The sequence below is a fragment of the Polyangium jinanense genome, from assembly GCF_028435265.1.
GTDB classification, from domain to species: domain Bacteria; phylum Myxococcota_A; class Polyangia; order Polyangiales; family Polyangiaceae; genus Polyangium; species Polyangium jinanense.
This window is the reverse complement of sequence record NZ_JAGTJK010000003.1, coordinates 427711-445834: the sequence shown is the minus strand read 5'-3', so window position 1 is coordinate 445834 and position 18124 is coordinate 427711. Positions and strand designations below refer to the sequence as shown.

The following is an 18124-nucleotide window of genomic DNA, read 5'->3' as shown; positions in this document are numbered from 1 at the left end:
AATTCCTCCGAGCTCCGCGTCGCGCGCGACCCCTCGCCGCGCGCTCAGCTCGGGTGAACCATACACGGCGTGCGTCGCGAAAAAAGCGAAATCTTCGGGGGGAAATAGCGATTTCGCCGCGGAGAGTCGCTCTACCAGGCGGTGAACCGGCCGAAAGAGGGGCGAGCAGCCGAGGAGAAGGACCACAAAAAGGCCCGAAAACCGCCTGAAAACAGGCCTCGGCGAGAGTTCGGCGCAGCAGCGGGGATGAAGGAGGAGGAGGGCGCGCGCCGCGGGGGTGTGCGGCGCGCGGTTCCAGAAGGGCGGAAAATGAGCCGGATCAGCCGCTCGCGAGCTCGTCCGCGAGGTCACGCGCGGCGTCGAGGTTCGCGTCCTCGGCGAGAGCCTTCTCGACGAGGAGGCGCGCCTTGCCGCGATCCCCCTGCGCAACCGCGAGCCTTCCGAGGTGGAAATACGCGAGCGCGCGGCCTCGCGACGTCGTGCCCTCGGCCGAGCCCGGCGTCGTGATCTTCATCATCGTGACCGCACGAAGCGCGCGCGAAGCGACGTCGTGCTCGCCACGATCGACCGCGAATTGACCAAGCTCGAGCGCGATCTCGGCGCTGGCCGCGTCGTTGTCGAACGCCTTCGAGAGCTGCTCGAACGCGGCGTCGTCGTTGCCCGACGCGCGCTCGACGTGCGCGAGCGCGCGGTGCGCAGCCGCGAGCGTCCTCGACCGACGGCCCTCGTACGCGGCGACGGCGTTCGTGGCGAGCGGGCGCGCCTCGTCGACGCGACCCGCCGCGACGTACGCCTCGGCGAGCACGATGACGGGCTCCCACGCGTCCGGCTGCCGGCGACGCGCATCCTCGACGAGCTCGACCGCAGCGCTCGCGCCCTCGGGCGTCGCGAGGAGCAGGCGCGCTGCGTGGAGCAGGAGCTCGACCGCGGCCACGCCCTCGACGTTCGCCGCCGCCGAAGCGATCGAGGCCGCCGCGAGCTGGTGATCACCCATCTCGCTTTGAGCCCCAACGAGCTCGGCGACGAGGGCGCGATCGAGCGGGTCGATATCGAGCGCGCGCTTCAGGATCTCGATGGCGCCCGGGAGATCCTGCTCCTTGTCGCGGAGGATCGCGGCGGCCTTGCGGAGGCAACCGACGCGGTCTTCCTTCGAGGTCCGGCCCTCGGCCTCGATCTGGTAGACGTCCGCGACCTTGCGGAAATCCTCCCGCGACTCGAAGCGCTCCTTCAGCTTGACGCCGAGGACGGTGCTCGTCTGGAACGCCCGGTAACCCGCTTCGAGCGCGCGATCCACGCCGTCCTCGTCGCCCTGCTCGGCGCGGATCGCGGCGAGCCGCTGCGCCGTGGCTTCCGCAGCCTCGCCCTTCTCGGCGCCGAGGAGTTTTTCGAGGGCGTCCGCGAGCTCCGAGGGATCCTCGGCCTTCTCGCAGATGCGCACGATGGAGCGCAGCGCGTCCAGATTCGTCGCGTCCCAGTCGAGGATGCCGTGGTAGGCGTCGCGGGCGCGGGCGGACTCGCCTTGCTGTTCGAGCAGCGCGCCGAGCCGCATCGAGAGCGACGCGACGCCCACCGTGTCCTCGCGATCCTTGGCGAGGTCGATGCGACGCTCGAGGAGCGAGGCGAGATCCTCGAAGCGACCCGCGGCCGAAAGCAAGTCGGAGAGCAGCGTCGCCGCCTCCTCGTTCGCGGGATCGTCGTCGAGCAACTCCGTGAGGGCCGAGATCGCCTCGTCGGCGCCGCCTTCACGCTTCTGCGCGAGGCGCGCGCGTTCGAGGCGCATGCGCGAGCGATCCTCGACCGTCTCGAGCAGCGGGACGACCTGCTCGATGAGGCGACCGAGGGACTCGTCCTCGCCGAGGCTCCGGTAGAGATCGGCGAGCGGACCCCAGAGGTCGCGATCGGCAGGCTCACGCTCGAAGAGCTCGGCATAAAGCCGCGCGGCTCCGGCGAGGTCGCCGAGTTTGTCGCGAGCGATCGACGCGGCCGCGAGCAGGTGGCCTCGCTCATCGCCGGGGGCGGACACGCGCGCGGCGCGCTCTTCGAGGGCACGCGCCTCGGCCCAGTCCTCGGCCGCGGCGCGCACCTTGGCGAGCGCGACGAGGGCCCAGAGGTCGTCCGAGGTATCGGCGACGCCCTCCTCGCGGGTGAGCGCGCGCCGCAGGACGGACTCGACGAGCGCCGTGTCCCCGAGCCCCTCGGCGACGGAGACGGCCTCGCGGTAGAGGTCGGCCCCGCGCTCGGGCGCGAGCAGGACGAGCGCGTCGACGAGCGCACGGGGGCGCTCGTGCTTGCGCGCGAAGCGCTCGAAGACCGGGGCGATCAGGGCCGCGTTCTCCTCGCGCTGAAGGCCGAGGCGGAAGATCGCCTCGGCACGATCGGGCGACGCGTCGAGCGAGAGAGCACGCTCGAGCGCGGGCACGCCGCGCGCCGCGCCGCCGGGCTCGCGCAGCGCGAGCTCGGCGAGGCGGTAGAGGCCATCGGCCAGCTCGGCCGGCGGAGCGCTCTCGCTCGCGGCAGCGATCCGCTTTTCGAGCAGAGCGATCTGCCCCTCGCGATCACCGCGCTGCTCGCAGGAGGCTTCAAGCGCGCGCCAGACCTCGTGGATCCGGCGATCGCCCGGCCGCTCCAGCAAGAGCGCCTCGGCGCGCCGGAACGCCTCGTCCGCCTGGGCCGCGTCGCCCCCCTCGCCGGAGAGCGCACGACCGAGGTGGAGGAGGAGGTCGACGAGCGGAGGATCGACGGTCGTCGCGGCGACGAGTTTACGCAGAGCGTCGAGGTACCTCTCGACCGCGCCGAGGCGGCGAGCAAGCCCGAGCGCCGAGCGATGCGCGTCCGCGGAGGTCGGCCGCACGGCGAGCGCGCGCAGCCATAGCGAGAGCGCGTCCTCGGCGCGGCCGAGGTGCTGCTCGTAGAGCGAGGCGAGCTCGGCGAGGACGGGCGCCGTGGCCGCCGCGTCGCCGCCCGCGCCCTCGAGCCGGAGCTCGAGCGCGCGCGCGAGGAGCGCGTGGTTCTGACGGCCGCGGAGGGCGCGCACGAGGCGATCGGCCTCGTCCGGGCTCTCGCGCGAGGCCTCGAACGCGGACTCCACGTGCTCGGCCGAGCGATCGGGATCGCCCTGGCGATCGGCGATCTCGGCGAGCGCGATGAGCACCTCGGTGCGCGTGACGGCGGGCGTGCCCTGCTCGTCGCGCAGGCGCCGCACCATCATGAGCAGCGAGCGGTACGTGCGCTGCGCCCGATCGAACTGGCCCTCGTCGAAGGACAGGCGCGCGAGCGCGAGCAGGATCTCCGGGTGCGTCGGGTCGATCTTGAGCGCGACGTCGAGCTCGGCGAGCGCGGCCTTGCGATCCCCCGACGACAGGAAGACCCGCGCCAGGTAGTAGTGCACGATCGCGCGGTCCTTCGGCCGACGGCTGCCGTACGCGTCGATGATCTGGCGAAGGATGTTCGAGGCCTCGTCCGAACGACCCGCGGCGCTCAGCGCGTCGCAGAGCGAGAGCTTGATCGCGCGATCGTCGGGCGTGAGCTGTGCCGCCTGCTCGAGCAGCGGGACGGCCGCCTCCGGCTTGTTCCGCTTCGAGAAGTGCAGATCGGCGGCCTCGCGAAGGAGGGCCGTGCGCTTCGCGGCGTTCTCGGTGTGCGCGGCCTCGATGGCGATGAGCTCGGCGAGCGGGCCCCACGCCTCCGCCTCGCGGTAGAGGACGGAGAGGCGAGCACGAAGCGGCGCCGGGTCGGCGACGCGGCCTTGTGCCTCTTCGAGGCGCTGCTGCGCGAGCGCGGGCTCGCCCGAGGCGATGTAGGCCTCGGCGAGGCGCAGGACCGGGTGCGGCGAGGCGTCGGCCGGCGCGTCCGTGCAGATGGTCTCGAGGACCTCCGCGGCGGCCGCGTGATCGCCGCGCGCCGTGAAGAGGCGCGCGAGCGCGTCGAGCGAGGCCATGTCGCGGTACCGCGCGGCACGGCGGTAATCGCTGATCGCGCGGGGGAGATCCCCGACGCGCGTCTCGGCGATGATGGCGGCCCGTCGCCACAGCTCGGCGGCCGCCGCCGTGTCGCGATCGGCCTCGCGTCGCGCCGCCTGATCCTCCCAGAGCGCCGCGAGTGCGCCGTGATCACCACGCTCGCCGAAGAGCTCGGCGAGTTTGTCGACGGTGGGCGCGTGCGAGGGGCTCTCTTCGAGGTTCTTGCGGAGCGACCCGATCGCGCGATCCGCGTCGCCCGACTCGACGAGCAGGAACGCGAGGTCGACGCGCAGATCGACGCGCGCGAGGACGTCGTCGGTCACGGAGATCTGGCGCTCGCGCAGGGTGAGGAGCTCGGCGCGGCGCCCCTCCTTGCGATAGAGCTCTTCGAGGCGCGAGCCGACGAGCTCGTCGGTCGGATCCTCGCCGAAGAGCTCCTCGTAGATCGCGATCGCCGGCTGCGCGTCGGAAATCTCGGCGGCAGCGAGGCGAAGCGAGCGGCGGCGCGAGGACTCGAAGGGCAGCTTCGCGCCGTCGAGGCAAAGCGCGACGACACGCGCGAGGTCACCCTCGTCGCGGCAGATGCGCACGAGGACGTCGAGCGCCCACGCGGCGAAGGTCGCGGCCTCGCTGAGCGGGTCCGAGCCCTCGCCGAGCCAGCGCGCTTCGGCCTTCTGAAGCATGGCCTCGGCGATGCTCTTCGCGAGGCTCGGGTCGCCCACGTGGTCGCTGGCGACCGTGACGGCCTCGCGGTGGAGCGGGAGCGCGTCCGCGGAGACCTCGCTGAGGCGCAGCAGCGCGTCGACGAGGGGCTTGCCGGGCGTGTGACGACGCAGCTCGACGAGCGCCGCGAGCATCTCGGCGTTCGTCGGGTCGTACGTGAGCGCGCGCTCGATGGCGATCTCGGCGGCGCGCGCGTCCCCGCGGCGATCGCGGTGCCAGAGCGCGACGCTCCACCAGAGGGCCCGCGCGACGTCGGGTGGGACATCGCCTTGCGCCTCGATCGCCGGGAACGCGTCGGCCACGTCGGCCCAGCGGTCCGCGGTCGCGGCGAGGCGCAGGACCTCGGCCGAGAGCTCGGGCGTCTTCACCGCGGCAAACGCGCGCCACACCGCGTCGAACGCCGCGGAGGGGTCGCTCCGGCGGTGCTCGTGCAGCGACGCGGTCTCCGTGAGGATCGCCGTACGATCTGCGGCGGACGTCGCGGCGGCGAGGCGCGGCTCGAGCAGATCGATGGTGCGCTGCCAGTCGCCCGAGGCCGCATACGCGGACGTGAGCACACGGACCGCGGCCGCGAGGATGGGCCGACGCGCCTCGTCGTCGAGGTCGATCAGCGAGAGCAACGATTCGAGGCCGGAGAGCGCGAGGCCACCCGGATCGGCGCAACGAATCGCGGCCTCGTAGCTTGCGACGGCCTCGGCCCACTGCCCGGTGCGATCTCGCTGCACGTCACCGAGGCGGCGGTAGAGCTCCGCCGCGCGGGCGACGTTGGTCCCGGCCTCGTCGGCCTGCGTGGCGCTCGTGCGGAGCAACTCCACGAGATCGGGCCAGCGTGCTGCCTTTTCGAGGAGCCGGGCGAGCGCGTCGCAGCTCTCGTCGTCGGCATCGAAGCGGGCGCGCACGCCTTCCCACACGGTGATCGCGCGGGCCACGTCGCGGAGCTCCTGGTCGCAGATCGCCGCGACGCGCACCAGATCCTGCCGCGCGGCATCCCCCTCGGTGAGCTCGGCGCGGCGCTCGAGGACCTCCGCGAGCTCGCCGAAGCGGCTCTCGGATTCGAGGTCGAGCGAAAGGCCGCCGAGCGCGTCGAGGTCACGCGGCTCGTCCGCGAGGCGAGCGCGATACGCCGCGATGGCGCGCGGTTTGTCGCCGAGCTCGCTCGACGCGATGCGCGCGACCTCGAGCAATGTGGCGCGGCGCGCGTCGGGATCCTTTTCGAGGCGCGCGAGCCGTTCGAGGACCTCGCAGCGCTCCGCCGAGCGACCCTCCTCCGCGAGGAGGCGCTCGAGGTCACGCGCAGGCCCGACCACGAGCTCGGGGTGCTCCGGTTCGAGCGAGAGGATCGTCCGGCCGAGATCGATCGCGCGACCGCGATCGCCGAGCTTCTCGACGTAGATCGCCGAAGCGCGCGAGAGGAGTTCGATCTTGAGCGCGCCCGGGGCGCCCTCGGAGACCGTGACGAGGACCTCGGCGAGCCGATCGAAGCGATCGACGCGCGCGGCGAGGCGTTCGAGCTCGACGCGGTGGCTCGGCTCGGCGGGCTCCAGCGCGACGAGCGCGGCGAGGCTCTCCAGCGCGCTCGCCGGGTCGTCGAGGACATCGGCGCGCAGGGAGACGATCTCGCGCAGGAGCGCGCCGCGCGCGGTCGGATCGACCGCGGCTTCGAGGCGGACGGCGAGCACGCGCGCGAGGTCCTCGTGGCGCTCCTCGTTGCGGTAGCGCCGTTCGAGGACGACGGCCGCGCGCTGGCGAGCCGTGTTCTCGGCCTCCGCGCTCGGCCGGATCGAGAGCGGCTCGGCCGAGCCCGTGGCGGCGAGGACCCGCTCCAGGAGGTCGAGCGCCTCGGCACGCGACGGCTCGACGGAGAGCATCTCCTCGACGACGCGGAAGGCGGCGTCGGGCTCGGCGACGCCGTCGAGCCACAACGTGGCGATCCGCGCGCGGAGCTTCTGCGCCGCCTCGACGTCGAGCGAGGCGAGCTCGTGCGAGAGCAGATCGATGAGCGGGCGGTGACGGCCGAGGCGCTCGTAGAGCCGCTCGAGCGAGGTGCGGATCTTCTTGTCGCGCGGCTTGAGCGGCAGGAGCTGCTCCAGGTACTGCACGGCGCGATCCGGATCGCCTGCGAGGTCCTTCGCCGACTCGGCCGCGTCCTCCAGGAGCTCGACGCGCGCGAACTTGTCGTCAGTGCGCTCGATGGCCTGGTCGTAGAGCGAGAAGAGGTCCGCCCAGCGCTCGTTCTGGTTGTACGCGAGCTTCAAGCGCTCGAACGCCCAGAGCGCGTCGGGAGCGACGTCCACGACCCGACGCAGGAGCTTCATGACGGCGTCCTGATCGTCGAAGAAGAACTCCTCGTGATAGTCGACCGAGCGCCGCCCGAGGTCGTCGAGCGTGTCGGGATCGAGCTCGCGCACGGAGTCGGATTCGAGCTTCTTGCGGTAGGCCTCGGCGACGAGGTCGGGCCGATCGGCGTCGCGGCCGAGCTGCTCGGCGCGATCCCACAACGCGGCGTCGTAGGGCAGCTCCTCGACCGCGCGCACGGCGAGGTCGAGGGCGATCTCCGGCGCGGCGCCGGGCCTGTCGAGCAGCCGCGTGAACCAACCCGCGCGGAGATCCACGAGGTCACTCGCGTCCGCGGGCGTCGCGATGAGCAGCTTGAGGATCCGCGCCGCGATCGACTCGTCGTCCGTCGTGTCGCAGGCGCGCTCCAGCAGCTCGGCTGCGCGCCGGCGGGACTCGGGCCGCGCGAGCGCACGCTCGAGGAGCACGAGCGCACCCTCGTTGCCCGGCTCGGCTTCGAGCACCGGCTCCACCGCGGCGAGCGCCTCGTCCACGCGGCCGAGACGATCGAGCAGAAGCGTCGCGAGCTCGAGCTCGAGCGCCGTCCGCTCCGCGCCCTCACGCAGATCACGACGCGCGGCCATCATCGCCGCTGCGCCCTCGACGTCGCCGACGTCCAGAAGGAGCCTGCCGCGCGCTGCGAGCGCCGCGTCGTTCTGCGGATCCTGCTCCAGCACGCGGGCGTAGAGGTCCGCGGCCGCGCGCGGATCCTTGAAGACGTTCTCCTCGGCCGCCGCCCACGCGAGCAGCGCCTCGATGCGACGATCGCCCTCGGCGCGCTGCAGACGGAAGCCGAGCACCCAGCGGCGATCCTCGAGCCGCGCCTGCGCAGGCGGGCTCTGATCGAGGAACGCCTCGAACGCTTCGACCGCGGTCCAGGGGTCGGACGCGCCCTGGATCATGCTCCGGTACGCCGCCGCGGCGTCCTCCTGGCGATCGGGGTCGGCTGCGAGCACACGCGCCCGCGCCGCCTGGAGCGCCTCGCGCGGGCCGACGTCGAGCGCGCCCTCGTCCGCGAGGAGCGCGTCCGCCGCGCCCACGAACCGCGTCGTCGCCTTCGCGTGGATGGCGGCGTCCTCGAACGCGAGCAGTTTGTCCGCGCGCTCCGCGGCGTCGGCCGCGGTGCGGAAGAGGACCTCGTAAACCGCGGGCAGCTTTTCCCACGCCTCGGAGCGCCGATAGAGATCGACGAGCCGCTCGGCCGCCTCGCGATCGTCGGCCGAGAGCGCGAGCACGCGTTCGAAGAGCCGCTCGGCGAGCGCGCCGTCTCCACCGCCGTCGGCGAGGTCGCCGGCGCGCCGGTAGTCCTCGATCGCGGCCGCCGTGTCCCCGAACGCCTCGGCCTTCAGCGCGGCGAGGTGTTCGAGCCAGCGCGCCTCGGCGAGCGGGCCGTCCGCGGTCGAGATGCGCCGTTCGAGCAGCACACGATAGAGATCGTTGTCGCCTGCTTTCCGAGCGAGCTCCGCGATCCGATCGAGCGTCTCGTCCGAGAGCGTGGTGCCCTCGTCAAGCAGGCTCCTGTAGTGCTGCCGTGCGCGCTCGATCCACCCACGCGACGCGGACAGGTTCGCCATGCGGAGCGTGATGGCCGCACGCTCCTCCGCGTCGGCCGCGCGCTCCACGCCGGAGGCGAGCGCCGCGTAGAGGCCCTCTGCATCCGAGCCTTCCTCCAGCACGTCGAGCAGCGCCTCGTACGCGCCCCGATCCCCCGCATCCTCTTCCAGCGCGCGACGGTACGTGGCCGCCGCCGCTGCGAGGTCACGCAGACCGCGACGCTCGATCGTGCCGATCGAGTGGAAGATCTGCCGGCGCCGATCCGGATCCGTCGTCGCGGCGAGCGCGCCCTTGTAGAGCGCGAGCCGCTCCTGCGCGTTGCCGTGCTTCTGCAGCAGGGCGTCGATGCGCGTGATGAGGTCGGGCGACGACGGCTCGAAGGCGAGCGCGTTCCGGAACACGGAGAGCGCGCCGACGAAGTCGCCGTAAATCGCGAGCGCCTCGCCCGTGGCCTTGGCGAGCTCCGCGATCGCCGGATGATCGACGTTCCGGTTGCCGAGGGCCTGGATCAGGATGCCCGCGCGGCGCGCGGCGTCGTCGCCCGCGAGACGCTCCACGACCGACAGCCACTCGGGCACGTCGTCGGCCATGTCGTTCGTCGCGATGCGCAAGCCGAGGCCCGCGAACTGCAACGCGCGCTTCGTGTCTCCGAGATCCCCCTCCGCGAGCTGCGCGGCCTCACGCAGCGCAGCGAGCCGATCGGAGGCCTCCTTCGCGACGTCGCCGCGCACTTCGAGGATCTTGAGCAGGCCCTGCGCGGCGCCCTCCTCGCGGTAGATCGGTTCGAGGACGTCGGCCGCGCCGAGCCGATGATCGCCACTGCCGAGCATACGCTCCACGGCCTGACGGCACGTCTTGTCGGAGCGATCGAGGTCGAGCGCCTGGCGATACGCGTCGAGCGCGCCCGCGCCGTCGGCGAGACGGCTGAGACGAACCTGCGCGAGCTTGGCGAGGATGGCGATGCGCTCCTCCGACGGCGCGAGGCCCGCCTCGGCGTCGAGCGTCTGCGCGAGCTCCTCCCACCGCTGCTCGCGTTCGAGCAAGGGCAGGATGCGCGCGTGAATCTCGCGCGTCGGTCCGTACGTCTGGAGGAACCTGCGCCAGCCGTCGAGCACCGCGCCGAGATCGTTCGAGCGCGCGGCGCGGAGATCGGCGGCGCGGAACGCGAGGTCACGCGCGGCTTCCCTGTCGGTCTCGAGGGCTGCGCGACGTTCGAGGACATCGGCCAGCGAAACCTCGTCCCCCGCGGCCTCGTAGAGGCGTTCGAGCGCGGGCAAAGCGTCGCTCTCGAGCGACGTACCGACGAGCTTCCGGTACGCGGCGATCGCACCCGGTGCATCTCCGAGCGTCTCCTCGCGCAGTCGCGCGAGCCGCTCGGCCGCGCCCGCGCGCGCGTCCGGCTCGGGCTCGATGTCGCTCAGACGATCGAGCGCCGCGGCGAGCGCGCTCCAATCGGAAGCCTGCTCGCATAGATCCACGAGGGCCCGCGCCGCGCGCACGCCCGCGTCCTCCGCGAGCCCCGCGTCCACGGCGCTCTGGAACGATGCACGCGCGCGCTTCGGATCCCCCGTCTCCAGGAAGAGCTCGCCGAGGTCGGCGGCGATCTTCGCCCGCACGAGCGGATCCTTCGCGCCGGCCGACGCGCGCGTGAGCACGCGCGTCACGTCGAGCCTGCGATCGAGCGCCGCGCCGATCGAGCGGTACCGCGCGCGCACCTCGTCGTCGTTCGGATCGACCGTGAGGATGCCCTCGTAAAGCGTGAACGCGGCGCCGAGATCGCCGAGGTGCTGGTACTGCAAGGCCGCGAGCCGCTTCTGCGCTTCGAGCCTCCGCGGGCCACGCACGCTGTCGATCTGGATCGTCAGCATGCGCGCGGCGTCCTCGTACTGCTCGCGCGACATGAACACGTTCTCGATGGCGGCGGCGGCGCGCGCGGCGAGCGTCTTGTGCGTGAGGAGCTGTTCGCACGTGCGCCACGCGAGCTCGCTGTCGGGGTTCTTCTTCAGCACCTCCTCCGCGTGCGGCAGCGCCTTCTCGATCTCGTGCAGGCTGACCGAGTAGAGCTCGATGGCCTGTTCACGCAGCGCGAGGAGATCTTCCTCGGCCGGCGGCGGGTCGGCGGCGATGGCTTGCTCGTAGAGCTTCGCCACGTCGGCAAAGCGGCCCGCGGCGATGAACCGCTCGGCCATCGCGTTGCGGCTGTCGGCGTCGGTCGGGTCGAGCCGGAGGATCTGCTGGTGGAGCTTGAACGCCTTGTCCTCCTCGCCCGGGAGCGCGGCGAGGATCTGCACGGCGGCACGGAGGAACGCGAGTTGCTCCTGTTTGTCCGGCCGGTGCGCCGCCATCTGCGTGTACAGCTCGGCGAGCTTCGTCCAGTCCTCGCGGTCGCGCAGGATGGCTTCGAGGCGCTGGAACGCGTCGACGTTGCCCGGCGAGAGCTGCATGACGCGCTCGAGGTGCGGCTGCGCCGTCGCGCCGTCGCCGGCGTAGTCGACGAGGAACGCCGAGGCGCTGAGCAACAGCTCGATCTGCGCGGCCGGCTGCAGCAGGCGAATCTTCCGGTCGCGGCAAATCGCGTCGTAGGCAGCGGCGAGCTCGGCGATGCGGTTGTCGCGATGTGCCGCCTGATGGAGCATGTCCCAGAGCTCTCCGGGGCTCGCGCCCTTCGCGAGGGCCTGAGCGAGCAAATCCAGGAGCGCGGGCTCGTTCTCGATCGTCTGTTCCAGGGCCGAGGCAACGGTGTCCAGCTGCGGTACGGCGCGACCGGTCTTCGATTCCTGCATGTCCCTTCCCGAGCCGCCGGGGAAAATCGGCGCGGCGGAGAACGTATCAAGGATCGTTCGGACGGATCGCATTGATCTGAATCGGTCGCGGGCAAAATCCCGAAATGCAGCGGGAACCGGGGTGACCGGTCGGCCAACTCGCCCCCCGGGGTGGCCCCGCGCAGGGGGCGTGGGTTACGCTGCGTCACCGTGCGAACGACACGTCGTGCCTTCCTGATCGGCGCCTCCGCGGCGGCGTGGACGCTCGGCACGACGCGACGCGCCGAAGCCGAACGAACGAACGATCCCGGTGGCCCGGATCTCGACGTGCGCGATCTCGATCTTCCCGGCGATCGCGCGCTCGGCCGACGCATGACCCTTTCGATCCCGCGCGGCCTCGATCCCACGAAGGCCCCGGCGCCGCTCCTCGTCCTCTTGCATGGCCTCGGCGAGACCGGTGACGAGCGCATGGGCGCCTATGCCTGGCTCGAACGGTACGGACTCGCGACGGCGTACGCGCGTCTCTGCCGTCCGCCCATCGCGCGCACGTCGAAACGGCTGGACTTCACCGACGAACATCTCCGCGCGGTCAACGAAGAGCTCACGCGCGCGCCGTTCCGCGGCTTCGTGATCGCTTGCCCCTACACGCCGAACGTCAACAAGGCGGCGAACCCGAAGGCCGCGCTCGACGGATACGCGCGCTGGATCGCCGAGGTCGTCGTGCCGCGCGCGCGCCGCGAAGCGCACGTGGCGACCGACGTCGCTCGCACGGCCCTCGATGGTTGCTCGCTCGGAGGCTACGTCGCGCTCGAAGTCTTTTCGCGCCGCCCCGATGCTTTCGGCGCGCTCGGTGTCGTGCAGACGGCGATCGGCGAACATCGGGCCCCGGGGTATGCCGATCGCCTCGCCTCGATCGTCACCGCCCACGGCGCGCGCGGCGTGCACGTCGAGACGAGTACCGCGGATCCGTTCCGCGCGGCCAACGTCGCTCTCTCCGCCGAGCTCACGAAGCGCAAAGTCCCGCACGACGGGATCGTCTTGCCCGGACCCCACGACCAACCTTGGCTCCGCGAGGTCGGCACCCTGGAGATGCTCCGCTGGCACGACCGCCGCTTCCGGGGTTTGTCCGCGCCGAACCCCTGAACACGCGGCGTGTTACGCCTCGCCCACGCTCCGCATCGACATCATCACGGCGGGCGTGAGTCCGTGCAGCGCGTAGGCGCGCTCCCATCGTTCGTCGACATTCACGTCGAAGAGGACGCCCTCGTCGAGCGGCGTGGGTAACCACGCGCCCGTCCCGATCTCCCGTTCGAGTTGCCCGGGCCCCCAGCCGCTGTAGCCGAGCATCACCATCCGCCGCTTCGGATCCGGAGCGCCCGCGAACGAAAGCCGTTCCTGTACGAGCTCGTCGAACGCCATCCGGCGCGACGTGATCCGGATCCGCGCGTCCACCGCGAGCACGCCCTCCTGCTCCGCGTCGAGGCCTGGATCCACGCAGAGGATCCAGCCCATCGTCGGCGCCACCGGGCCCCCGAGAAACACGGGGCCCTCGTCCTTCGACTCGGGACCTTTGTAGCCCGCAAGCTTCAGCACCTCGCCGAGCGACATCGGGGCGACGCGGTTCACCACGAACCCGAGCGCGCCGTCCTCGTTGTGCATCGCGAGCAGCACGACCGTCCGATCGAAGTTCGGATCTCCGAGCGGAGGCGAAGCGATCAAGAACCCGGGCGCGAGCGAGCGTTGGGCTTTCTTCATCCGTTCTCATCTTAATCGAATTCATGCTCGCGCGGGCGCCCGCACCTTGCTCCTCCGCGCGTGCCTCGCACCACGCGATGGGCGACGCTAGGCTCCGCACCATGCGCGACCGCACGGAAGGACCTCGCACACGGCCCTGGGTCACCATGCACTTCGCGCAATCCCTCGACGGGCGCATCGCCACCGCGACCGGCGATTCCCGCTGGATCAGCGGCCAGGAGACCACGCGCTTCGCCCACGCCCTGCGCGCCGCCGCAGACGCAGTCCTCGTCGGATCCGGCACGGCGCTCGCCGATGATCCGCGGCTGACGGTACGACATGTACCGGGAAAACAGCCCTTGCGTGTCGTGCTCGACACCCGAGGCCGCGTGCCTCCCGCCGCGCAGCTCTTCCGCGACACGACGACACGCACGCTGCATGTCACGCGGCAGCCGCCGGGTGCGGCGCTCCCGTCTCACGTCGAGCGTTGCTCGCTCCCTCTCGCAAAAAGCGGCGAAGGCATCCACCTCGACGCGTTGCTCGTCGCCCTCGCGGAGCGCGGCACGCGCGAGCTCCTCGTCGAAGGCGGCCGCGGCGTGATCACGTCCTTCCTTCGCGAAGGTCTCGTCGATCGCCTCGTCGTCACCGTCGCGCCTCTCGTCATCGGCGCGGGCATCGAGGCCGTCGGCGATCTCGGCATCCGCAAGCTCGATCAGGCCATGCGCCTCGCGCTCCGCAGCGTCCTCCATGTCGGCGGCGACGTGCTGCTCGAGCTCGCCCGCGAAGGCGCGCCGCCCTTGCCGCTCTCGCTCCCCGCTCCCACCGCGGTGGCCTCGTGACCCGAGCACGCGCGATCTGGTTCGAGCGCCCTGGCGTCGCGGTTCTGCGTGACGAACCCCTCCCCGATCCGGGCCCGCGCGAGGCCCTCGTCCGTACGCTCGCGTGTGGCGTCAGCGCTGGCACCGAGCGGCTCGTGCTCACGGGCCGCGTCCCGCCCGACATCCGCGCCGTCATGGCCCTGCCCACGCAGCGCGGCTCGTTCGATTTGCCGACGAGTTACGGCTACGCGGCCGTCGGCGTCGTCGAGGCGATCGGCGCTGGCACCTCGCCCGATCTGCTCGGCCGTACGGTCTTCGCGCTCCACCCGCACCACGATCGTTTCATCTCAAACGAACAAGCCCTCCGCTGTTTGCCGGGCGGCATCCCAGCACCTCGCGCGACGCTCGCGGCAAACCTCGAAACCGCGCTGAATGCCGTGTGGGATGCGGAAATCGCGCTCGGAGAACGCGTCGTCGTCGTGGGCCTCGGCGTCGTGGGTCAGCTCGTCGCGCGGCTCGCCATGCGCGCCGGTGGCCGCGTCGTGTGCGTCGACCCGGACGAACGTCGCGCCTCCCTCGCCCGCGAGCTCGGATGCGCCGCGGCCTTCCCCTCGATCGACGCCGCGATCGTCGCCGAGGCCGACGTCCTGATCGAAGCTTCCGGCTCCCCCGAAGCCCTCGCCGCGCTCGTCGCGTCTGCCGGGCACGAAGCGCGTATCCTCGTCGTCTCCTGGTACGGCGAGCACGGCGTCACCTTGCCCCTCGGCGGCCGCTTCCACCCGAACCGCGTCACCATCCGCTCCAGCCAAGTCGGCGCGATCCCGCCCGCGCGCCGCGCTCGCTTCACCTTCGAGCGACGCTTCTCCGTCGTGAACGAACTGCTCCACGACGAACACCTCGATCGCCTCGTCGGACCTCTCGTTCCCTTCACCGATGCGCCCCGCCTGTACGCGTCGCTCGCTGCCGGCGACGCCTGGAATCCACCGCATCGTGTGCTCGATCCGTCGCGTTGATCTGCATCACGTGCGGTATCCTTGGGCGCATGTACACGGTCGGCGTTCGTGATCACATCATGGTGGCTCACCGTCTCGACGGTGACTTCTTCGGCCCCGCGCAACGCATGCACGGCGCGACCTACGTGGTCAGCGCCGAGGTCGAGCAGGAGGAGCTCGACGAGCATGGCGTCGTCTGCGACATCGGCATGCTCCGCGCGAAGCTACGCGGCGTCCTCGAGCAGCTCGACTACAGAAACCTCGACGAGCACCCGGGCTTCACGCCTGGCAAATCCACGACCGAGGTCATCGCGCGGTACATCCACCGCGAGCTCGGACACGTGCTCCCGCTCCGCGCGGGCACGATGCTCACCGTCGTGCTCGACGAATCTCCGAACGCATGGGCCAAGTACCGCGGGCCGATTCGCCATGCGTCGACCATGCCCGGCGCGGAGATCGGGGTTGCTTGATGGGGCACGCGTCGCATTCGTCGTCGATGGCGCGCTAGATCAACCGACGGGCGGCTACCTCTACGATCGCCTCGTCATCGAAGGCCTGAGAGCACGCGGCTGCGACGTCGATGTCGTGAACCTCGACGTGCGTGGCCCTCTCGCCTCGCTGCGCGAGAACACTCGCCTCCTGCGCCTCCTCGCCCCGCGCGCCTACGACGTCGTCATCATCGACGAGCTCTGTCACCCGCGCGCCGCCTTCGCTGCGGCGCTCCGCGCCCGCTCATCTGCTTCACCCCGCCTCGTCACATTGCTCCATCACCTCGCGGCGAGCGAACGAACGGGCGTCTCTGCAAAACTCCGCCTCGCCCTCGAACGCACACTCCTCACCGCCTCCGATCACGTCGTGGTCACGAGCGAGACCACTGCACGCGTGGCCATCGCTGCCGGCATCGCGCCTGATCGAATCACCGTCGTACACCCCGGCCGCGATCGGCTCGGCGCTCGCGCCGCGCCGCCAGCACGCACGCGCGGCGCCCCCGTGCGCCTGCTCTTCCTCGGCGCGCTCACACCTCGCAAAGATCCGCTCGCGTTGCTCGAAGCGTTCCCCGCTGTCGCCGCGCGCGCCGTGCTCACGCTCGCCGGACCTGCCGATCGCGACCCGCTCTACGCCGCGCGCGTGCTCGCCGCGGCGTCACGTTACGGCACCCGCGTGCGCGTGACGGGCGCCCTCACCGACGCCGCGCTCGCAGACGAGCTCGGTGCGCACGACGTCCTCGTCCTGCCGAGCCGCTACGAGGGCTACGGCATCGTGCTCGCCGAGGCCGCCTCCCATGGCCTCGCCATCGTGTCGTGCGACGCCGGCGCGATCCCCGAAGTCGTCCGCCACGGCGAAGAGGCCCTCCTCGTACCACCCGGCGATCCTCGCGCCCTCGAAGGCGCGCTCGTCCGCGTCGTGCAGGACGAGCACCACCTCGACGCCATGCAGCGCGCCGCCCTCCGCCGCGCGGCGACGCTGCCCACGTGGGCCGACACCCAGGACGCCTTCTGCCGGGCAGTATTCCCGACATCGCGTTGACTCCCCCCGCGCCGCGCCCGCTTTTCGCGGCCCCGACGAATCCCCGAAACGCGCCCGCCTTCCGTTCTAGAATGGCTCAGGTTCGTTCGGATAGGCCACGCCATGCACGACGATCACGCCGCACAGACCTCGCGCTTCGAAGGCGCCGTGGAGGAGGCTCTCGCGGGGGTCCGGGGCCTCTTCCGCCTCATCGTGGAGAAGACGAGTGAGCTCGTCGTCGTGCACCGCGGCGGCAAGATCCTCTACGCGAACCCCACGCTCGTCGCGTGCCTCGGCCACGAGAGCACCGAGGCGCTCTACGGCCGCCCTCTCGGCGAGATCCTCCATGCCGAAGACGTCACGCGCGAGAACCGCCGCGTGCGCGTCATGCTCGCCACGAACGAGGCCGCGCCACTCTACACCTATCGCCTCATGCGCCGCGACGGCAGCGTGATCACCGTCGAGGTCGCCTCCGCGCCCGCGCCCTTCGAGGGCGGCATCGCCATCATCAGCCTCTGCCGCGACATCACCACGCGCATCGAGACCGAGGCGCGCGTCTACCAGGCGAACCTCATGAACTCCATGGGCACGCTCGCCGCTGGCGTCGCCCACGAGATCAACAACCCCCTCGCCTACGTCACGCTCAACATCGCGCTCGTCACGAAGAAGCTCGAAGATCTCGCGAGCGCCTCGGGCGCGCGCGGCGACACCGAAACGCAATCGCTCGCGCGCGAGCTCCTCGGCTTCTGCGGCGAGGCCCTCGACGGCACCGACCGCGTCGCCCAGATCGTGCGCGACTTCCGCGTCTTCTCCAGCGCGAACCAGGAAGAGCGCCGCCCCATCGACGTGCGCCGCGTCCTCGACGCCTCCATCAAGGTCGCCGACAACGAGATCCGCCACCGCGGCCACCTCGTCCGCAGCTACGGCGAGGTCCCGCTCGTCCACGCGAACGAGGCTCGTCTCGGGCAGGTCTTCTTGAACCTGCTCGTCAACGCCCTCCAGGCCTTGCCGCAGGGATCGGCGCAGACGAACGAGATCCTCGTCGTCACGGCCACGCACAAGGTCTCCGGCAGCGCGCTCGTCGAGATCCGCGACAACGGCCCCGGCATCCCGCCCGAGATCCTGAACCGCGTCTTCGAGCCCTTCTTCACGACCAAACCCGTCGGCGTCGGCAGCGGCCTCGGCCTCTCGATCTGCCGCAGCATCGTGAGCGCGCACGGCGGCCGCATCGAGATCGAGAGCGAGGTCGGCAAAGGCACGGTCGTCCGCGTCACGCTCCTGCCCGCCGAGAGCATCGATCTCGGCCAGGAGCCTCGCTCCGAGATCCCGAAGCGCGCGCCCGTGCCGCGCCTCACGGTCCTCGTCGTCGACGACGAGCCCGCGCTCCTCTCGGCCATCGTGCGCCAGCTCGAGCGCAGCCACGACGTCGACGGACGGACGAGCTGGAAGGGCGCGCTCGAAGCGCTCGCGGACAAACCCTACGATGCCGTGCTCTGCGACGTGATGATGCCCGGCGTCTCCGGGTTCGACATCCACCGCTCGCTTTGCGAGCGGATGCCCGAGTCCTCCGAGCGCATCGTGTACATGACGGGCGGCGCCTTCACCCAGGATGCCCGGAGTTTCCTGGCCCAGGCCCCGAACCGGTGCCTGGAAAAACCCTTCTCGCCCGCGGACCTCGAAGAGATCCTCCGCGCAATCGCCCCTCGCCCGCGCGCGCCTTCCTCGGTTTGAGCTAACCTCCG

Annotated in this window: 8 protein-coding genes; 6 read left to right on the top strand and 2 right to left on the bottom strand. The window is 71.5% G+C overall.

All coding sequences use genetic code 11. From position 1 onward, the window contains the following. Window positions 1-319: 319 nt before the first annotated feature. Window positions 320-11353 (bottom strand): tetratricopeptide repeat protein, encoded by an 11034-nt coding sequence (locus KEG38_RS10425; protein ID WP_272419064.1) that lies wholly within the window; start codon window positions 11351-11353, stop codon window positions 320-322. Between the two features lie 189 nt (window positions 11354-11542). Here KEG38_RS10425 and KEG38_RS10420 point away from each other — a divergent pair, with 189 nt between their 5' ends. Next, on the top strand, window positions 11543-12475 hold the full coding sequence (locus KEG38_RS10420) for an alpha/beta hydrolase (RefSeq protein ID WP_272419062.1): 933 nt from the start codon (window positions 11543-11545) through the stop codon (window positions 12473-12475). 12 nt (window positions 12476-12487) lie between these two features. Here KEG38_RS10420 and KEG38_RS10415 read toward each other — a convergent pair whose 3' ends face one another. Next, window positions 12488-13087, bottom strand: coding sequence for a YqgE/AlgH family protein (locus KEG38_RS10415; protein ID WP_272419061.1), 600 nt, complete (start codon window positions 13085-13087; stop codon window positions 12488-12490). 101 nt (window positions 13088-13188) lie between these two features. Here KEG38_RS10415 and KEG38_RS10410 point away from each other — a divergent pair, with 101 nt between their 5' ends. The 5 genes from KEG38_RS10410 to KEG38_RS10390 all read left to right on the top strand — a co-directional run bounded on the left by KEG38_RS10410 (window position 13189) and on the right by KEG38_RS10390 (window position 18113). Next, window positions 13189-13905 (top strand): RibD family protein, encoded by a 717-nt coding sequence (locus KEG38_RS10410; protein ID WP_272419059.1) that lies wholly within the window; start codon window positions 13189-13191, stop codon window positions 13903-13905. Further along, window positions 13902-14897, top strand: coding sequence for a zinc-binding dehydrogenase (locus KEG38_RS10405; RefSeq protein ID WP_272419057.1), 996 nt, complete (start codon window positions 13902-13904; stop codon window positions 14895-14897). The genes KEG38_RS10410 and KEG38_RS10405 overlap by 4 nt, the downstream gene beginning before the upstream one ends. 29 nt (window positions 14898-14926) lie before the next feature. Next, window positions 14927-15346, top strand: a complete 420-nt coding sequence (locus KEG38_RS10400) for a 6-pyruvoyl trahydropterin synthase family protein (protein ID WP_272419055.1) — start codon at window positions 14927-14929, stop codon at window positions 15344-15346. Further along, the gene (locus KEG38_RS10395; protein WP_272419053.1) at window positions 15339-16403 is read left to right on the top strand and encodes a glycosyltransferase family 4 protein; all 1065 of its coding nucleotides are present in this window, start codon (window positions 15339-15341) and stop codon (window positions 16401-16403) included. The genes KEG38_RS10400 and KEG38_RS10395 overlap by 8 nt, the downstream gene beginning before the upstream one ends. A gap of 102 nt (window positions 16404-16505) precedes the next feature. Beyond that, complete coding sequence (locus KEG38_RS10390; protein ID WP_272419051.1) at window positions 16506-18113, top strand: hybrid sensor histidine kinase/response regulator; 1608 nt, start codon at window positions 16506-16508, stop codon at window positions 18111-18113. Window positions 18114-18124: the final 11 nt, after the last annotated feature.